This window comes from Flavobacterium cryoconiti (assembly GCF_048158645.1).
Lineage (GTDB): Bacteria > Bacteroidota > Bacteroidia > Flavobacteriales > Flavobacteriaceae > Flavobacterium > Flavobacterium cryoconiti.
Genome location: NZ_JBLNKW010000002.1, coordinates 1 through 16,236, shown reverse-complemented (window position 1 = coordinate 16,236; position 16,236 = coordinate 1). Strand labels below are relative to the sequence as shown.

At 35.9% G+C, this 16,236-nt stretch carries 16 protein-coding genes; 10 read left to right on the top strand and 6 right to left on the bottom strand.

Translation table 11 applies throughout. The features are described from left to right. Entirely contained in the window at positions 1 to 834 is an 834-nt protein-coding gene (locus ACM55H_RS03080; protein WP_416835109.1) for an HTD2 family dehydratase, read from the bottom strand. A 127-nt stretch (positions 835 to 961) separates the two neighbouring features. Here ACM55H_RS03080 and ACM55H_RS03075 point away from each other — a divergent pair, with 127 nt between their 5' ends. The 8 genes from ACM55H_RS03075 (at position 962) to ACM55H_RS03040 (ending at position 8,690) form a co-directional block, all read left to right on the top strand. After that, a complete protein-coding gene (locus tag ACM55H_RS03075) occupies positions 962 to 1,378 on the top strand; it encodes a VOC family protein (RefSeq protein WP_282733221.1) in 417 nt (138 codons plus the stop codon). A gap of 70 nt (positions 1,379 to 1,448) precedes the next feature. Further along, complete coding sequence (locus tag ACM55H_RS03070) at positions 1,449 to 2,225, top strand: IclR family transcriptional regulator (protein WP_416835108.1); 777 nt, start codon at positions 1,449 to 1,451, stop codon at positions 2,223 to 2,225. Positions 2,226 to 2,257: 32 nt separating this feature from the next. After that, positions 2,258 to 3,010, top strand: a complete 753-nt coding sequence (locus ACM55H_RS03065; RefSeq protein WP_416835107.1) for a LamG domain-containing protein — start codon at positions 2,258 to 2,260, stop codon at positions 3,008 to 3,010. 96 nt (positions 3,011 to 3,106) lie between these two features. Continuing rightward, the gene (locus ACM55H_RS03060; RefSeq protein WP_416835106.1) at positions 3,107 to 4,231 is read left to right on the top strand and encodes a bile acid:sodium symporter family protein; all 1,125 of its coding nucleotides are present in this window, start codon (positions 3,107 to 3,109) and stop codon (positions 4,229 to 4,231) included. A gap of 42 nt (positions 4,232 to 4,273) precedes the next feature. Next, positions 4,274 to 5,134, top strand: a complete 861-nt coding sequence (locus tag ACM55H_RS03055) for a 3-hydroxyacyl-CoA dehydrogenase family protein (protein WP_416835105.1) — start codon at positions 4,274 to 4,276, stop codon at positions 5,132 to 5,134. A 52-nt stretch (positions 5,135 to 5,186) separates the two neighbouring features. Then, the gene (locus tag ACM55H_RS03050) at positions 5,187 to 6,152 is read left to right on the top strand and encodes an HpcH/HpaI aldolase family protein (RefSeq protein ID WP_416835104.1); all 966 of its coding nucleotides are present in this window, start codon (positions 5,187 to 5,189) and stop codon (positions 6,150 to 6,152) included. Between the two features lie 58 nt (positions 6,153 to 6,210). Continuing rightward, positions 6,211 to 7,734 carry a carboxylesterase/lipase family protein gene (locus ACM55H_RS03045; protein ID WP_416835103.1) on the top strand — a complete coding sequence of 508 codons (1,524 nt, stop codon included), beginning with the start codon at positions 6,211 to 6,213 and terminating at the stop codon, positions 7,732 to 7,734. A gap of 95 nt (positions 7,735 to 7,829) precedes the next feature. Continuing rightward, the gene (locus ACM55H_RS03040) at positions 7,830 to 8,690 is read left to right on the top strand and encodes an alpha/beta fold hydrolase (protein ID WP_416835102.1); all 861 of its coding nucleotides are present in this window, start codon (positions 7,830 to 7,832) and stop codon (positions 8,688 to 8,690) included. A 43-nt stretch (positions 8,691 to 8,733) separates the two neighbouring features. On the opposite strand, the gene ACM55H_RS03035 is transcribed toward ACM55H_RS03040, so the two are convergent. Continuing rightward, a complete protein-coding gene (locus tag ACM55H_RS03035) occupies positions 8,734 to 8,907 on the bottom strand; it encodes a hypothetical protein (protein WP_416835101.1) in 174 nt (57 codons plus the stop codon). 40 nt (positions 8,908 to 8,947) lie between these two features. Between ACM55H_RS03035 and ACM55H_RS03030 the strand changes: the two genes are divergently transcribed. Both ACM55H_RS03030 and ACM55H_RS03025 read left to right on the top strand, forming a co-directional pair. After that, positions 8,948 to 11,590, top strand: coding sequence for a TonB-dependent receptor (locus tag ACM55H_RS03030; protein ID WP_416835100.1), 2,643 nt, complete (start codon positions 8,948 to 8,950; stop codon positions 11,588 to 11,590). 285 nt (positions 11,591 to 11,875) lie between these two features. Further along, positions 11,876 to 12,658, top strand: coding sequence for an alpha/beta fold hydrolase (locus ACM55H_RS03025; protein WP_416835099.1), 783 nt, complete (start codon positions 11,876 to 11,878; stop codon positions 12,656 to 12,658). A 204-nt stretch (positions 12,659 to 12,862) separates the two neighbouring features. On the opposite strand, the gene ACM55H_RS03020 is transcribed toward ACM55H_RS03025, so the two are convergent. From ACM55H_RS03020 to ACM55H_RS03005, 4 genes are all read right to left on the bottom strand, one after another. Next, entirely contained in the window at positions 12,863 to 13,603 is a 741-nt protein-coding gene (locus tag ACM55H_RS03020) for an alpha/beta hydrolase (protein WP_416835098.1), read from the bottom strand. Beyond that, positions 13,600 to 14,433: a 4,5-DOPA-extradiol-dioxygenase gene (gene ygiD / locus ACM55H_RS03015; protein WP_465245462.1), complete on the bottom strand. Its 834-nt coding sequence runs from the start codon at positions 14,431 to 14,433 to the stop codon at positions 13,600 to 13,602. Before ygiD ends, ACM55H_RS03020 begins: the two co-directional genes overlap by 4 nt. Before the next feature lie 70 nt (positions 14,434 to 14,503). Next, positions 14,504 to 15,067: an ester cyclase gene (locus ACM55H_RS03010; RefSeq protein WP_416835096.1), complete on the bottom strand. Its 564-nt coding sequence runs from the start codon at positions 15,065 to 15,067 to the stop codon at positions 14,504 to 14,506. Between the two features lie 81 nt (positions 15,068 to 15,148). Beyond that, positions 15,149 to 15,979, bottom strand: a complete 831-nt coding sequence (locus ACM55H_RS03005) for a helix-turn-helix domain-containing protein (protein WP_416835095.1) — start codon at positions 15,977 to 15,979, stop codon at positions 15,149 to 15,151. Positions 15,980 to 16,236 lie beyond the last annotated feature (257 nt).

Here is a 16,236-nt window from a genome sequence, read left to right as displayed (position 1 = left end):
TCATTTTACGTTAATTTCCGCTTCAACGGCTATATCATTATTATCGTCATAAACATATAATTTCCAACCAGTTTCGCTTTTTTCCGCAGTCAGAGTCATCGGTCTATTGCAATAGAGAGGAGCTATATGTTTTACTTTTATATCCGTAATTTCCAGCTCTAAATTGGTTCTGATATATTCGGTTAATAAAAGTGTAGTTAAACCACCGTTTACTACCAAATCTGGAAGTCCTTCAATATTTTGCGCATAACCTCTATCCAAGTGAATTTTATGAGAGTTAAATCCCAATGCAGAGTATTGGAATAAAATAGTTTCATCAGGAGTTATCTGTTTCTGATGTTTCGACTCAATAGGTTTAGAAAGTGTTTTTTCAGAATTCTTCGAAGCGGTACTCGCACTTAGCAAAATGTAGGTTTGGGTTTCAATAATGGCGGGAATTGATGCAGTAACAGGACGTAATTCGTGTTGGATTGTTACAATTGCCATCGGTCCCGAATTAGTTGTTTTTTCTACGATGCTTTTGATAAAACTCGTTTTTTCTACTACTGAACCTATTACAATGTCACCATTGTAGGATGCAGTTCTTCCTCCTAAAAGTAATCTTGGCAGCCCAAGGTCAGGAATAGGAACACCCAAGCCAGGGAATCCATCTTGGCGTAATTCGGATTTTCGTGTTTCACCAGCTAGCATAAAAAAATGCCATCCCTTTGGTAATATAGCTCCTTCTGAAAAAGAATGAGTATCTAAGTCTAACATAGCAGCCACACGACGTACCATTGTAGGACTACATTGTTCATTTGATTGATTTTTAGACTCTAAAATGTTTTCTTTCATATTACTAAATATTCTCACAAACCCGTGAATTATTATTTATTTCGACAAAAATACGAATTATTTTTTCATATTTGAAAATAATGTTTCATATTTGCAAAAGAAATAACAAATATTAAATTCGCAAAACATGAAATTTAAGTATCATCACATGAATCTATGCACTGAAGATGTGTCAAGATTATCCAAATTTTATCAAAACATTTTTGGTATGAGTCGCATTCAAGACGAAGAACACGGATTGACAACAGAAGACACCGAAAACAGATATGATGGTCAAGTTGAATTTGTAACCGATGGCACCATAGAATTTCATATTACTCAAAAGGATAATGATGCAGGCCACCGAATGAACCAATGGATTAATCCAATCAAAAATGGTCATTTCTGTTTTAGAACGGATGACATAGAAGGGTTCAAAAAGAAATTAGAAGAGCAAAATATTCCCTATGCTGATTATGGTAAATGGGCATTAGCAGGTTGGTATCAAATCTTCTTTCATGACCCGGATGGAAATATCATCGAAGTGCATCAAATAGGTATGTAATTTGATTTACGGTTTATTTTGCTTAAAATAGCGGATATTTAAACAAAATAAATCGTAAAAAAAATCAGATATGAAAGAGAAAGAAGAAAATGGAGCTTATTCTGCACCAGCATTAGACAAAGGCTTAGATATTTTAGAAGTTCTTAGTAAGTCTGAAAACGGATTGACACAGCAAGAAATTTCGGCTCAACTTGGAAGAAAATTGGGGGAAATTTATCGGATGTTGAATTGTTTGGTACAAAGGAATTATGTTGCCAATTATGGCAATGTTTATACCATTACTTCTAAGTTGTTTCAATTGTCCCATTTTCATCCGCCTACTTATCGTTTGTTGACGGAGGCACTTCCAATTATGGAGGGTTTATCAAGAGCAGTTTCTTTTCCTTGTGATTTGAGAGTTTACAATAATGGTTTTCAAACCGTTATAGCGTCAATTCAGCCGCCAAATGGACTTGGTTTTATGACTCGGGTAGGTTCAGAAATTGAGGTTGCACCTTCGGCTTCTGGTATGGTATTGTTGGCTTTTCAAGACCAAATCATCAAAGATATCAGAATTCGAGAGAGCCTTCCAAATTCATCAGAAGCTGAAATTGAGACTTTCAGTAATGGTTTAAAGGAAGTAATTTCAAAAGGATTCGCATCCATAAAGAGTAAACAGTACGCCGGACTTCACGCCATTTCATTTCCTATATTGGATATGAATGGAAATGCAGTAGCAGCGATGACGGTACCTATGTTGGCTCGAATTGACGGAACGAACCAATTTACGCATGAGCAAGTAGAAGAAATGTTAAGAGATAGTGTATCAAATCTGAGTATGCGTATATCGACAAAAATAATTATGTAAAATTTAATTTTTAATAATAATTGATCCTAAAAATGAAAACAATAATCCTAATTTTACTTTTGTTCTTAGGCACTTTCGAAGCAAATGCCCAATCGTTCCAAAAATTGAAGCTCGGCAAACAAACTTTTGAATTGCACAACGTTACAGGAGCGATTATTAATTTTAAAGGAAAAAAAGTATTAAAAATTGAACGAGACTTAACGGCAATACCATTCGATGCTAATCGATTAGAATCCACTGTTGATGAGCCACATTATGCAAAATTGGTAGATCTTGAAGATTTTGAAAATGGAACTATCGAAATAAAAATGTACAGTCAGATTCAAAACCCATCACCCTATCTACCTGCAGCAGGATTTATAGGCCTTTATTTTAGAATTGCTGAAGAAGACAAAGCTTTTGAATCTATCTATTTAAGACCTAAAGTCGGTCGAGTTAATAATCAAATGGCTCGAAACCATGCGGTTCAATATTTTTCTTACCCGCATGCAAAGTTCCAAACGCTTCGGGATAAATATCCTGCGGGTTCATACGAAGGGTCGGCACCTGTGGCACTCAACGAATGGATAACTATGCGAATAGAAGTCAATGGCGAAACCGCAGAAATGTTTATCAACAACATGAAATATTCGTCGTTTATTGTAAATAAAATGTTGGGAACAACTAAAAAGGGGAGTATTGGACTTTATGTTGATATTGCTACAATTGGCTATTTCAAAGACTTAAAAGTAATCAAAAAAGCATTAAGAGATACGCATTCAGGTGAAAAAATCAATGATATTTAAATTAGTTGATAGGTATTCAAAAAAATAAATAAAACTATAAAAAACTAAATTTGAATCATTAACTATTAGTGCATAGTTACTTAGCTCTATTTATTCATGAAAAAAATAAACAAATTTCTACTTGCCGCCTCCGCTATTTTAGTTCTTTTAGCAATAGTGACCTTTATTTTTGGAGACGGATTATTGGCAACAGGTCCTTTTGTTGTTGGCTCACTTATATGTTTAGCAATAGGAGGTCGAAGCGTTTCAATTCTAAATCAAATGTCGTTTACGATTTGGGTAATGGCTGCTGTTTCAGTTGGTTTTTTTTATCCTCAATATTTCCAAAAAATTGGAGATTTTAAGTTCACGGGCTTTATTGTCCCGCTTATTCAGTTGATAATGTTTACTATGGGTACCGAAATGAGTCTGAAAGACTTTGAAGGTGTTATTAAAACGCCCAAGGCGGTTTTGATAGGTCTCGTTAGTCACTTCACTATTATGCCCTTAGTCGGTTTTACTTTGGCCAAAAGTTTTGGCTTTCCACCCGAAATAGCTGCTGGTGTAATATTGATGGGTTCGGTACCAAGTGGAGTAACCTCAAATGTATTAGCATTTATTGCCAAAGCCAATATGCCTTTGTCGGTTACTATTGCTGCAATTTCTACACTTGTGGCACCGTTTATGACCCCTTTGTTAATGAAATTATTGGCAGGTCAATACGTAGCTATTGATTTACAAGCCATGATGCTGCATGTAGCTGAAATCATTATTTTACCAATAATATTGGGTCTGCTTGTCAATAGATTCCTTATAAATGGTGTGAAAAGGTTACAGACCATGTTGCCCAAAATTTCAATGTTGGGTGTTTTGATGATGATGATTGTTATTGTCTCATCGGGTAGAGATTCTTTATTGGAAATTGGGCCATTGTTATTTTTATCAGCAATGATTCACCATACAATTGGTTATCTGTTAGGCTATTGGAGTGGGAGGTTTATGGGTTTGGACGAAGCATCATGTCGTACTATTTCCCTGGAAGTAGGTATGCAAAATGGAGGGCTTGCTTCTGGAATTGCATTACAAATGGGAAAAATAGCAACTGTTGGTTTAGCATCAGTGATAGCTGTGCCTTGGATGACTATTTCAGGGTCAATGTTATCAAATTGGTGGCGAAAAAAAGATAATGAAAATAAAGAATTATTAATCCTAAATGAAAATAAATCTACTGAGTCGATTTGAAGGATTTCTCAATTATGATTCATCACTAAATGAAATAAAACTATGGAAATACATAAAATTACCGTCATTGGAGCTGGCAATATGGGACATCAGATTGCCCTATGTGCAGCTATGTCTGGATTTCAAGTAAAATGTACAGATAGCAATCCAGATATTCTGGCAAAAGCAATTTCATTTGCAGATAATTACTTGAAAGAAAGGGTGATAAAAGGAAAGTTAAGCGAAGAAGTGGCTAACAAAGCTCTAGGAAACCTTGCTTTTGTCCCAAAAATTGAAGAAGCGGTCGTTGAAGCGGATCTTGTAATTGAAGCCATTATTGAGAAATTAGAAGTAAAAAGAGAACTCTTTGCTCACTTAGATAAAATTTGTCCTGCTCATACAATTTTGGCTACCAATAGCTCGTATATCGTAAGTTCTAAAATTGCCGATGCAACCAATCGACCAGAGAAAGTTTGCAATATGCATTTTTTTAACCCTGCCTTGGTGATGAAATTGGTTGAAGTGGTTCAAGGACCGCACGTTTCAGAAGAAACTGTTGAATCAGTAATGAATGCTGCTAAGAAAATGAATAAAACACCTGTTTTACTTCACAAAGAGATATACGGTTTTCTTGTGAATCGTCTCTTGCAAGCCACAAGACAGGAAGCTTTAAAACTACTGGATATGGGTGTTGCCAGTTTTGAAGATATAGACACAGCCGCCAAGAACGGATTGGGCTACCCAATGGGTCCCTTTCAGTTATTAGACCTTACAGGATTGGATTTAGCCTATCATGTAGGAATGGAAAAATATGAGGAAAGTGGCGACCCCGCAGACAGACCTTCTCCCACTGTTGTTGAAAAATTTACTAAAGGAGAATGGGGCAAAAAAGTAGGGAAGGGGTTTTATGATTATGAGCAATAGGAAAGTCACAGATAGAAAGGTTTAAAAGGCAAATTTATCATTCAAAAATATCATGAAACAATTTTTTATACTTCTATTATCCATTTTTTTTCTATTTGGATTTGAATCAAAATCACTTGGATATAAGGATATCAATGTCAAAGAGGATACTTCTATAAATACATTTGCTTCCACTGAATATGCGAATGGTAATTTCGTCAGCAAAAAAACATCTGATACGATTAAAAACAATAGTAGGAAAGAAAAATTAAAAGACCGCCTTACTAATGGGGAAATTTTAAAAGGTGCAGTAATCAACATCGCTCATCCTACAATGGTAGAAGTAGTTTGTGAAGCCGGGGCTGATTTCCTTTTCTTGGATTTCGAACATGGTTTACGCGACTACAACGATATTGGTCAAGCCATTATTGCTGCTGAACTCCATGAAGTTCCTACCCTTGTCCGACTTGGAGAACGTTCATTAAATCTGACAGAACGAATGCTCGACGCCGGAGCCAGTGGCTTTTTATTCCCTCATGTAGAAACTGCTGAAGAAGCTGCCGAATTGGTTTCTTGGTGTCGATATAAACCGCTTGGTGTTCGAGGCTCAGGCTTCGCAAGAGCTTCTATTAGTTATAGCGGTAATGAATATGAACGACGTCAGCAAGCGAACAAAGATGTAGTTTGCATTATGATTGTCGAAAGCCTAAAAGGAAAAGAAAATTTATCTAAAATATTGGCAGTTGAAGGTGTCACAGGTGTTGCTATTGGTCCGGGTGATATTTCGATGGAACTTGGTGTTAGCGATTGGAAGGATCCGAAGGTAGTACAGGTATTAGATGAAATGGCTGCAGTAGTCAAATCGTTTCCTAACCGATCTTTACTTCGCCTTGCGCTTACACCGGAAGAAGCCGTTAAAAATGTCAATTCGGGAGCCAATATGATTCTGCTCACACATGATGTGCAACTGATCAAAGCAATGTATTCTAGACTTTTCACGGATATTTCCACCAAGATTAATCAAGCAACTAAAAAATAGGATTACCCCTTTTTATATTTAAAATCAGCTATAAAAATTCTTTTAAAAATATATGATTATGAAAAACAATCTTCTACTAGTCCTTTTATGCTTTTCGGTTTTTGCAAACGCTCAAAACCCAATTGTAGGAACTATTAATGGCAAAATTAAAGGCATAGCCACTACGGATAAAACAGTTCGTATTTTTAAAGGTATTCCTTTTGCAGCTGCACCGATTGGTGATTTGCGATGGAAAGCGCCGCAACCTGTTCAAAACTGGAAAGGAATAAAACAATGTACTGCCTTTTCGGCAAGTCCTATGCAAAACAAACCTCAGCCTTTCTTTTGTTGGACGGAGGAGTTTCTTGCTCAACCCGAACCTATCAATGAAGATTGTTTGTATCTAAATGTTTGGACTACTGCAAAAGCTAAATCCAAAAAACAACCCGTTTTTTTATGGATTTATGGCGGTGGGCTAAATAGTGGCTCGGCAAATTGTGCTATTTATGATGGCGAAGAAATGGCAAAAAAAGGGGTGATTTTCGTTAGTATTAACTATCGAGTTGGAGTTTTTGGCTTTATGGCACATCCAGAGTTGAGCAAAGAGTCCGGTCATCAGGCTTCGGGTAACTATGGTTTTTTAGACCAAATAGCCGCATTAAAGTGGGTTCAAAAAAACATTGCTGCCTTTGGTGGTGATCCTAACAATGTTACTATTGCTGGTCAATCTGCAGGAGCGTTTAGCGTAACCGCTTTGATTGCCTCGCCGTTGGCAAAGGGTTTATTTCACAAAGCCATTGCACAAAGTGGTGGTTTATTTTCTAATATGCTTAGTCAAAATTTAGAAAAATCCGAAGAGCAAGGTGTTGTTTTTATGAAAAAAGCAAACGCAAATTCATTAGCTGAATTGCGAAAAAAATCAGCTGAAGAATTGCAAATACTAAGTAATAATCCAGAAGTAGGTAGATTTGGAACTACAATGGACGGCTATGTTTTACCTGTAAATTTGATAGAGCATTTCAAAAAAGGGTTACAAAATCAAACACCTGTTTTAATTGGTTGGGTAACTGGCGATGGAAGCTTTATGGGAGATGCTACTATGACCGTTGACGATTATAAAAAAGAAGCTCAAGCAAAATATGGCGATAAAGCGGATGAGTATTTAAGTATTTTCCCCGCAGCTACAGCAGAGGAGGTTAAAACAGTTAAACAAAAATTAACATTATTAGGCTTTGCAGGTGAGCCTGCGCATTTACTGGCAAGTTTTAACACTAAAGCAAGTTACCTCTATCAATTTGGTCATGTTGCACCAGATAAGCCAAATTTTCCTAATTACGGAGCTTTTCACACTTCTGAAGTTCCGTATGTACTTCATAATTTGCATACTTGGAATCGTCCATGGCAGCCATTAGACAAAGAAATAGAAACTGTTTTTTCTTCTTATTGGGTCAATTTTGCAAAAACTGGCAATCCAAATGGAGGCAATTTACCAGAATGGAAAAGTTATAATAAACAGTCAGGTGCTATCATGGTAGTAGGCGATAAAATGGAATCTAAACCAGAATTTTTTAAAAAAGAATTTGATTTTTTAGAAAAGAATTAATCAAGGCATAAAAACTGTTCATCAGTCATCTCCATAATTTTTATAAAAAATTAAACCAATCAAAATAACTTCATTCACTTAAAAAAAATATCAATATGTATTCAAAATTAGTAACTGCTTTCATTTTTCTGTTTTTTATGTCAAATGTTCAGGCACAGCAAAAAAATTTAATAAGAGCTTTTCAACCCGCTAATGTGGTCTATAAAATACCTTATGGGAATAACCCTAAAGCAGGACATTATGTACAAGCGAATGATGCGAAAATTTATTATGAAGTCTATGGTAAAGGTCAACCGATAGTGTTGATGCATGGCGGATTATTTGGCTCAACTGTTGAGTTTTCAGATTTCATCAATCATTTCAAGAAAAATTATCAAGTAATCGCTATTTCTACTCGTGGTCACGGTAAATCTGAATTAGGTACTGAACCTCTTACTCTAGAGCAACGTGCTACCGACGCTATGGCGGTTATCAATGCTGTGACTAAAGACAGTGTTGTTGTACTTGGCTTTAGTGATGGAGGTTATTCAGCCTATAAATTAGGTGCAATGTATCCAGAAAGAGTTAAAAAAATGATTGTGATGGGTGCTGGGGAAGTACGTCCAGGATTAAGGGAATTTAAATTTACAGCAAAACAAGCCTTGGAAATGGATAAACCTTTCTGGGACCAGCAATTGAAATTGATGCCTGAACCTAATAGAATAGAAGATTTATTTACACAAGTGGCAAATTGCTATAATAATGTTACTGTGAGCAAAGACTTATTGAGTGCAATAAAATGTCCTGTTTTAGTAATGGCGGGCGACCGAGATGGAGGTAATCCTGTTGAACGTGTAGTAAGTGCCGCAAGATTTATTCCAAAATCTCAAATTGCAATTATTCCTAATGCAGGACATGGTTGTTTCTTAGAAAATTTTGATGCAACTTGGGCATGTATTGTTCCATTTTTGAAATAGTAATCCGTTAATAAAAAGGGGAAACTAATTTTATGGAGTATCCTTAATTCACTTCAAAAGGTGAAATAAAAGCACCAATCCACCATCTAAAAATACCTGCCTCAAAATAATCTGGGGACATATAACCTTTCGAAATTATTCGAATTGGAGCTAAACTTATGCCTTTTTTTTCCTGATCATTAGGGAGAAATTTTACTAAATAAAATTTGTAAATCATAATTAAAACCAAAAATAACTATTAACCAAAAACAAACAAAATGAAAAAATTATCATTTAAAGACAAAGTAGGAACATTTTGGCTCCTATGTCTATTTATTCTTTCAAGTGCAGCTTTTGCACAAAATGCAGGAAGTATTTCGGGCTTCGTAAAAGACAAAAACGGCACGCCACTTTCAGGTGCTATTATTAAACTATCATCTGCTAATGGTACTGATAGAAGTACTAAGGCTGATTCCTTGTCATATTACAATTTTAAAAATTTGGCAAACGGTAAATACAAACTTCTTTTTACCATGTTAGGGAATTTACCTTCTACTGTCCAAGTTAATGTAGAAAGCAATCAAGTCGAGGTTAATGGACAATTGATCGAAGATCCAATGCAATTAGATGCTGTAGTAGTTACAGGAGGTAGCCCAAAGAAAAAAATTGAATCAAGTGTTGCTATTACTACAATGGCAGCAAAAGATATTCAACAAAGAGCTCCGCTTAATAATATCGATTTATTGAAAGCAATTCCAGGTCTTACTGTAGAAAGTAGCGGTGGTGATGGTCCTGGAAATGTATGGGTTCGTGGATTTCCACAAGGAGGAGGCTATATATATTTAGGGATTTTAGAAGATGGACTTCCTGTTTTACCTACTGGATATAGCACAATTCCTTCGGCTGATCAATACTATAAGTCAGATCTTACCACTAAAAATGTTGAAGCCATCCGCGGTGGTAATGCATCGATAATTTTAGCGAACACTCCTGGTGCCGTAATAAATAACATTAGCTATGTAGGGGCAGCTAAAAGCTATGGGGAATTCAAAGTAACATCAGGTCTTTCTCAAGGTTTGTACAGAGTAGATGGCAATACTGGTGGTGCTTTAGGTAAAAATATAAAATACAATATTGGGGGATTTTATCGTACCGATAAAGGAATTGTACCTCCTCCTTACACAGCAGGTCAAGGTGGTCAATTAAAAGCAAATGTAACCTATCATTTCAAAAACAATAAAGGATACTTTCGCCTTTTAGGAAAATATATTGATGACAAAGTATATTGGCGTCTACCTAGTTATTATTCTTATGATGGATCAGGTAAACCAAAAGCATTATCAAACTATGACATTTTTACACAATCTATGGAAATGATTGATTCAAAATGGGATTATACCGATGGATCTGGAAAGACAACTAATTATGATCTTGGAAATATTTTGCACACCAAATTAGGTGCAGTAGGATTTCAATTTAATTACAAAACTGACAATGATTGGCAGATAACAAATAATTTTCGTTACCAAACCAACAATACTAGTTTTAACTCAACACTCCCATTAGGAACACAGCAATACGTTCCTGGAGTTGATTATACTTATTTAGACGGAAGTCCTGCTGTATATTCACCAAACGATTATAATGTGTTTGCAGTAGCACTATTGCAGCAGAATAAAGATACACAAGTTATGGATTTTCTTGATTTTAAAAAGAAAGTAAACAAACATAGTCTTGGTATGGGTGTATCGCTACACCAATTTAATGTAAATAACGAACCTAATGATGCTTTTGTATACTTCCAAGAATTGAAAGAAAATCCCCGTCGTTTACTTATTCCAGCGTTCGGAATTGGAGGAAATGGTATGCTACCAGCTTCTAGTTCTCTCGCAATAGCTAAAACTCGCATTTTATCTAGTTATATAAATGATGAAATTGCGTTAAGTGATAAATACAGACTTGATTTAGGATTCCGTGTAGATAATCAAAATGTTGATGGTAAAAGACCTTATTATGGGGTTAATGGAGATGGCACGCCAAATTTTCAGGCTCCAGCTTCTATGGATATCGCTGGTAGAATGGATTATTCAGTTTCTAAAACCAATTGGGCATTTTCTGCAGGACTTAATGATAAAATAAGTGAAAATGCTGCTATGTTTGCTAGACTTACACGAGCATACAATACTCCAACATTTAATGATTACGGTGCGCAAACATATAATGAATCATCTATCAAGAGACGTCCGGTATATTTAGCGGAGTTAGGATATAAATATGCTAACAATGGTTGGTCATTGTTTAGTTCAGTTAGTTATTCTGCTATCAAAAATGTATCTTTAAGTATCCTCGTACCTACAAGTGTTGGAATACAACCATTGTTAGCTTTTGGTTCTACAAGAACAATAAGTGCAGAATATGAGGTAGCTTATAAAGTGTCCAATAACTTAGGTCTAAGACTTACAGGAACATTACAAGACGCAAAATATACGGATTATGAAGCATCTACTAATACCAATCCTATAGTATTAGCACAAATGGGAGATAAAAAGTATACTTTTACTGGAAATAGAGCAGAAAGAGTTCCTGTTTTAAGTACGGAACTATCTGCAAACTATGATTACAAAAGATTCAATACCAATTGGGGTATTATCTATACAGGAAGTCGTTATACTTCTCCATCTAATAGCTATGAATTACCAGGATATGTCACTATGAGAGCCAGTGTAGGGTACAAAATAACAAAGGCAATTGAAGCTAAATTTTGGGTTGATAATTTAACAAATACTAGAGCTCTTACCGAAGGAGATACTAGAGGGGATCAATTTAGAGACTTTTCAACAGTAACCCCAGGAACTCTTATGATTGGTAGAACAATTTTACCTCGCAGTTTCTGGGCTTCAATATCTTACAGTTTTAAATAAGATATTTAATTGTTAATCAATATAACTCTTTATCGAGTAGGTAATTACAACCTCAGCAATATCATACTAATTATTGATTAATTGTTGTTAAAAAAGTAGTGAAACAGAATTTAAAAGAGGTTACTTTTCATTAGGTAACCTCTTTTTTAATTCCCTCTTTATAAAATGTTTTTTTCCAATTAAGACTATAACTACAAGTTCATTAGGAAAATTGATTAAGAGTCAATACTTTTTTTATTCTTAATTTATATTAATTTAACAATTTAATAAGTGCTATTCATTTTTATGACAGAACATACAATAGATAAAATCATCCAAGTAGACGGCAAAAACATTTACGTAGAATATTACCATACTTTTGATGGGCGTCCTACAATTATTTTTTTGCACGATTCTTTAGGCTGTGTTACCTTATGGAGAGATTTTCCTCAAAAATTATCAGAAGCTGTAAAGTGCAATGTGCTGGTATATGACCGGTTAGGGTACGGAAAATCCGATCGGCTGCCGACTCATGAGCGCCCCGTAAATTACCTTGAATTGGAAGCTGATGTCTTAAACGAACTATTGACCCAACTCGATGTGAAAGACGCTATTCTTTTTGGACATAGTGACGGTGGTTCCATTGCATTGATCACAGCGGCCAAGTATTCGGACAGAATTAAGGCCCTAATCTGTGAAGCAGCACATATTTTTGTGGAAGAAGTAACGCTTAATGGAATTTATAGGGCAATGGAAGGCTACAGAACGACTAATTTAGTGGAACGTCTGGCAAAATATCATGGAGATAAAGTAGATAGTATCTTTAAGGCTTGGACGGAGACCTGGACTAAAGCTGATTATAAAGTGTGGAATATTGAATACCTATTGAAAGATATCACCTGTCCTTTGCTTTTTATCCAAGGTGAAGAGGATGAGTACGGAACATTGGAACAGATAAACAGAACCATTAACCATGTACGCGGAATAACTGAAAAACTTGTCATTCCAGACATAGGACATACCCCTCACAAAGAAGCTCCCGAACAGACTTTTGATGCAGCTAAAGATTTTATAACGAAATTGAAATAAATAGGACTTCTATATGTAAAAAAACTTTTCTAGAATGGCCACTATCGGACTAATTTACTATTTAACTAAATTAAAGGTGATAGTATAAGTCTCTTTAATTCTTTGGGTTTCTAAGACGCCATAAGAAGAAAGAAAACATCTTAAAAAAATACCCGCTTTACGACAAAGCAGGTATTTTTTTAAGTTATCAAAATAGGGAAGTTATTATTGAGCACTATTTGTTTTTAACCAAAGATTTACGTCGTCAAACATTTGTTTGTTGATAGTATGACCTTCATCATATTGATGGAATTCGGGTTTTATACCCTTTGTTTGAAGATACGATACGGCATCAGTTGCAAAAGGAAAATGAAGTACAGCATCCTGTCTGCCATGGGAAACGAAAACTTTAAGTTTTTCAAGACGTTTTTCATCGGCAATAAGAGGTTTAACTTCCGGAAGCAGCCTGCCGCTCATTACGGCGATTCCTTTTATTTTTTCAGGTTCAGTAAGCGCCACGCTGTAACTCATTATACCTCCCTGGCTGAAGCCCATCAAATAAACCTGTTTATCATCAAAATCAAGGTCATTTTTAAGGCTTTCAATAAAATCAAGAATAGTTACTCTGGCAGCTTCGGCCTGCTGCTCGTTGATCTGGGGGTGTCCGCTGGTAAAATTTACTTGAAACCAGGCAAAACTTTCCGGTCCCAGAGTAAGTGGCCCACGTGCTGATACTACTAAAAAATTGTCCGGCAAGTCGTTGGCAAAAGAAAAAAGATTTTGCTCATTTCCACCTACACCGTGTAATAGTAACAGTAAAGGCGGATTTGTTATTTTGGTTTTGGGCTGTCTTACAAGGTAATGCAGTGTTGTTTTTTCTTTGCTGGAATTCATAATGGTAAAACTAAAGATTGAAATTAAAATTAGGATGCTAAAGCAAATCCCAAAATGTTTTTTTATTATCATGCCTTATCTATTTTTATAGAAAGCATATTAAGGGATCCGGCTACTATGGCGTCATTAAAGACAGTAGCCTTTTCGTCTTTTTCCCTCAGAGCGAGAGTGTAAAGCATAGGAATATAGTGTTCAGGAGTTGGTACGGCGAGCTGGAATTCTCGTCCTTGTTTATCAAAATTGATCAGAGACTGGTGATCATTCTCAAGAATCATTTTTTTCATTTTTTCATTCGCAATATGAGCCCACTCGAAAGCATATCCGGGTAGCATCATTTTATCCCATGCGGCCAATTGTAAATTGTGTATTGTGTTACCGCTTCCAACAATTAGAACACCTTTGCGTCTTAATGCTGCCAGCTCTTTTCCCAATTCATAATGATAAGAAGCAGGTTTGGTATAGTCAATACTCATTTCGACAATAGGAATTTCGGCATTGGGGTACAGGAATTTTAAAACGGTCCAACAGCCATGATCTAGGCCCCATTCATTACTTAACCCGATAGCGGTTGAAGTGATCAGTTTTTGTGTTTCCATTGCGAGCTCTGGGCTTCCCGGTGCAGGATATTGAACGTCAAAAAGGGCCTGAGGAAAACCTCCAAAATCATGAATAGTTTCTGGTTTTTGCATTGCCGTTACAAAAGTACCTTTGGTTTCCCAATGAGCTGATATACAAAGAATAGCCCTTGGTTTAGGCAATGTTTTTGCCATCTGCTGAAAACCTTGGGTAAAACTGTTATCTGCTAGAGCATTCATCGGATTACCATGTCCAAGAAAAAGTACAGGCATTCGATCAGTAGCGCTAAAGGCATCCGTTGCTGCCTTAAGGGAGCTGAGCTGCATTGCTGCAGCTCCCAGTGGTAAAATAGCCATGGTTTTAAGAAATTTTTTTCTATCCATTTTTATGCTTTATTTATTTTCCTAATATTTGGTCCATATAGGATTTATTATCCCAGAAAAGATATTCTTCCTGCATTACACCGTTTTCCCAAACTCCGATGGTTGCCATTGGAATTTTGAATTTCTTACCTGTAGGCTGTATAAAAGTACCATCTCCTGCGGGCATAGGCTGTGTAAACGTACCTTCCATATAACCCATTACGGCAGTAATATTGCCTGAGCCAATTTTAAAAGGATGTTCTTTAATACGGGTGTCTGGAGCATACACAAACATAGCATCAAGAGTTTTGATATGCTGCTCCAAACCCACCTCTGTGTGACCGTCAGGAAAGTGTACTTTTATGTTCTTTGCATGGCTTTCGTGCAAACGTGTAAATTCATGATTACTGAAAACTATATAGTCTAAAGTGTCAAAAGTTTCAAGGTGTTTCGCTACTTGAGCGTTAGCAGCGGTAAGCTCTTTAATTTGTTTTACCAAAGACGCTTTATCTTCTTTTTTTTGTGCAAAAGCGGTTGTAGTCACGACTGTAAAAATAAGGATTGCACCAGTTACCTGTCTTGTAATTGAATTTTTCATAATGTATCATTTTTTAATGATGCAAAGTTGAGACTTAATGACACGACAGGGGTAACACTTTTCGGAAGAAAGGTTGTGTTTTTAGGAAAGCTGCTTTTGAATTTCTTCCCTAAACTCTGTTGGAGTCAAACCTGCTTTACGTTTGAAGGCATGGGTAAAATACGTTTTTTCATTAAAACCAAGTTCATAACCTATTTCAGCCACATTTTTATCGGTGGACATCAGAAGATTTTTGGCCTGAGTAAGTTTACGGATTTCGATAATTTCCGTGACGCTTTGCTGTAATATATTTTGGCAAATTAGGTTTAGGTTACGCGAGGACATAAAAAGTTTATCTGCATAAAAATTTACATCTTTAGGTTCTTTATAATGTTCTTCCAATAATCGCAGAAAATTTTTAAAAGTGCTGCTTTGTATTTTTTTAGACTCATCATCGTTTAGATTGAGTTTTCGGCGTTCGGATTCTATTATGGTAAAAAGCGCACTCAATAATTGTCTGATTACTGAAAGATCAGGAGCTTCCTGTTGATATTCATCATAAATTATTTTACATATAGTGTCTAACTTTTCAAAACATTTATTGCTCTGCATTGAGATGTTGGCTTTATCATGAAATGACGCGTAAAGACTGAAGGTGGTTTCGGCGATAAATTCACTTTTGAACCTTAATACCCACATGTCACATTTACCATCTTTAAGAAGTGGCTTGACGCGATGGATTTTTCCTTGGGTTACAAAACTTATAAAAGGAGCATCCATCAGACGGGATTTGAAATCTATAAAATGTTCCAGCTGACCCTGCCCGCCTATAATAAGTTCTTCAAAATTGTGGGCATGGGGCTCATTCACAGAATGCATTATCTTCTGGGATTCTGCAGCTGTAATGCGAAACATATTGAAAATTTCTGTCATAGTTTGCTTTTTAAAAGGATGTTAAAGATAATTATAATTTATAAGAAGCAACAGCAGATTCTCTGCTGGATAAGATTAGGTAGAAAACTTGGGCAATTTTTTGCAAAATTAAATAAAGTAATACGGTAAAGTCTTAATCTAGTGGAAAAACCGGTCAAATTGACCACCACTTTCCAGTGTAAATTGACCACCAGTTCCGGAGCAAATTGACCACCACTTTCCAATCCAAATTGACCACCTAATTTCGGGGTAAATTG

What these genes read in the sequence shown, in the direction of transcription:
- ACM55H_RS03080 (WP_416835109.1), bottom strand. Translation starts at nt 834, where the DNA reads ATGAAAGAAAACATTTTAGAGTCTAAAAATCAATCAAATGAACAATGT.
- ACM55H_RS03075 (WP_282733221.1), top strand. Translation starts at nt 962, where the DNA reads ATGAAATTTAAGTATCATCACATGAATCTATGCACTGAAGATGTGTCA.
- ACM55H_RS03070 (WP_416835108.1), top strand. Translation starts at nt 1,449, where the DNA reads ATGAAAGAGAAAGAAGAAAATGGAGCTTATTCTGCACCAGCATTAGAC.
- ACM55H_RS03065 (WP_416835107.1), top strand. Translation starts at nt 2,258, where the DNA reads ATGAAAACAATAATCCTAATTTTACTTTTGTTCTTAGGCACTTTCGAA.
- ACM55H_RS03060 (WP_416835106.1), top strand. Translation starts at nt 3,107, where the DNA reads ATGAAAAAAATAAACAAATTTCTACTTGCCGCCTCCGCTATTTTAGTT.
- ACM55H_RS03055 (WP_416835105.1), top strand. Translation starts at nt 4,274, where the DNA reads ATGGAAATACATAAAATTACCGTCATTGGAGCTGGCAATATGGGACAT.
- ACM55H_RS03050 (WP_416835104.1), top strand. Translation starts at nt 5,187, where the DNA reads ATGAAACAATTTTTTATACTTCTATTATCCATTTTTTTTCTATTTGGA.
- ACM55H_RS03045 (WP_416835103.1), top strand. Translation starts at nt 6,211, where the DNA reads ATGAAAAACAATCTTCTACTAGTCCTTTTATGCTTTTCGGTTTTTGCA.
- ACM55H_RS03040 (WP_416835102.1), top strand. Translation starts at nt 7,830, where the DNA reads ATGTATTCAAAATTAGTAACTGCTTTCATTTTTCTGTTTTTTATGTCA.
- ACM55H_RS03035 (WP_416835101.1), bottom strand. Translation starts at nt 8,907, where the DNA reads ATGATTTACAAATTTTATTTAGTAAAATTTCTCCCTAATGATCAGGAA.
- ACM55H_RS03030 (WP_416835100.1), top strand. Translation starts at nt 8,948, where the DNA reads ATGAAAAAATTATCATTTAAAGACAAAGTAGGAACATTTTGGCTCCTA.
- ACM55H_RS03025 (WP_416835099.1), top strand. Translation starts at nt 11,876, where the DNA reads ATGACAGAACATACAATAGATAAAATCATCCAAGTAGACGGCAAAAAC.
- ACM55H_RS03020 (WP_416835098.1), bottom strand. Translation starts at nt 13,603, where the DNA reads ATGATAATAAAAAAACATTTTGGGATTTGCTTTAGCATCCTAATTTTA.
- ygiD (WP_465245462.1), bottom strand. Translation starts at nt 14,433, where the DNA reads ATGCAGCTCAGCTCCCTTAAGGCAGCAACGGATGCCTTTAGCGCTACT.
- ACM55H_RS03010 (WP_416835096.1), bottom strand. Translation starts at nt 15,067, where the DNA reads ATGAAAAATTCAATTACAAGACAGGTAACTGGTGCAATCCTTATTTTT.
- ACM55H_RS03005 (WP_416835095.1), bottom strand. Translation starts at nt 15,979, where the DNA reads ATGACAGAAATTTTCAATATGTTTCGCATTACAGCTGCAGAATCCCAG.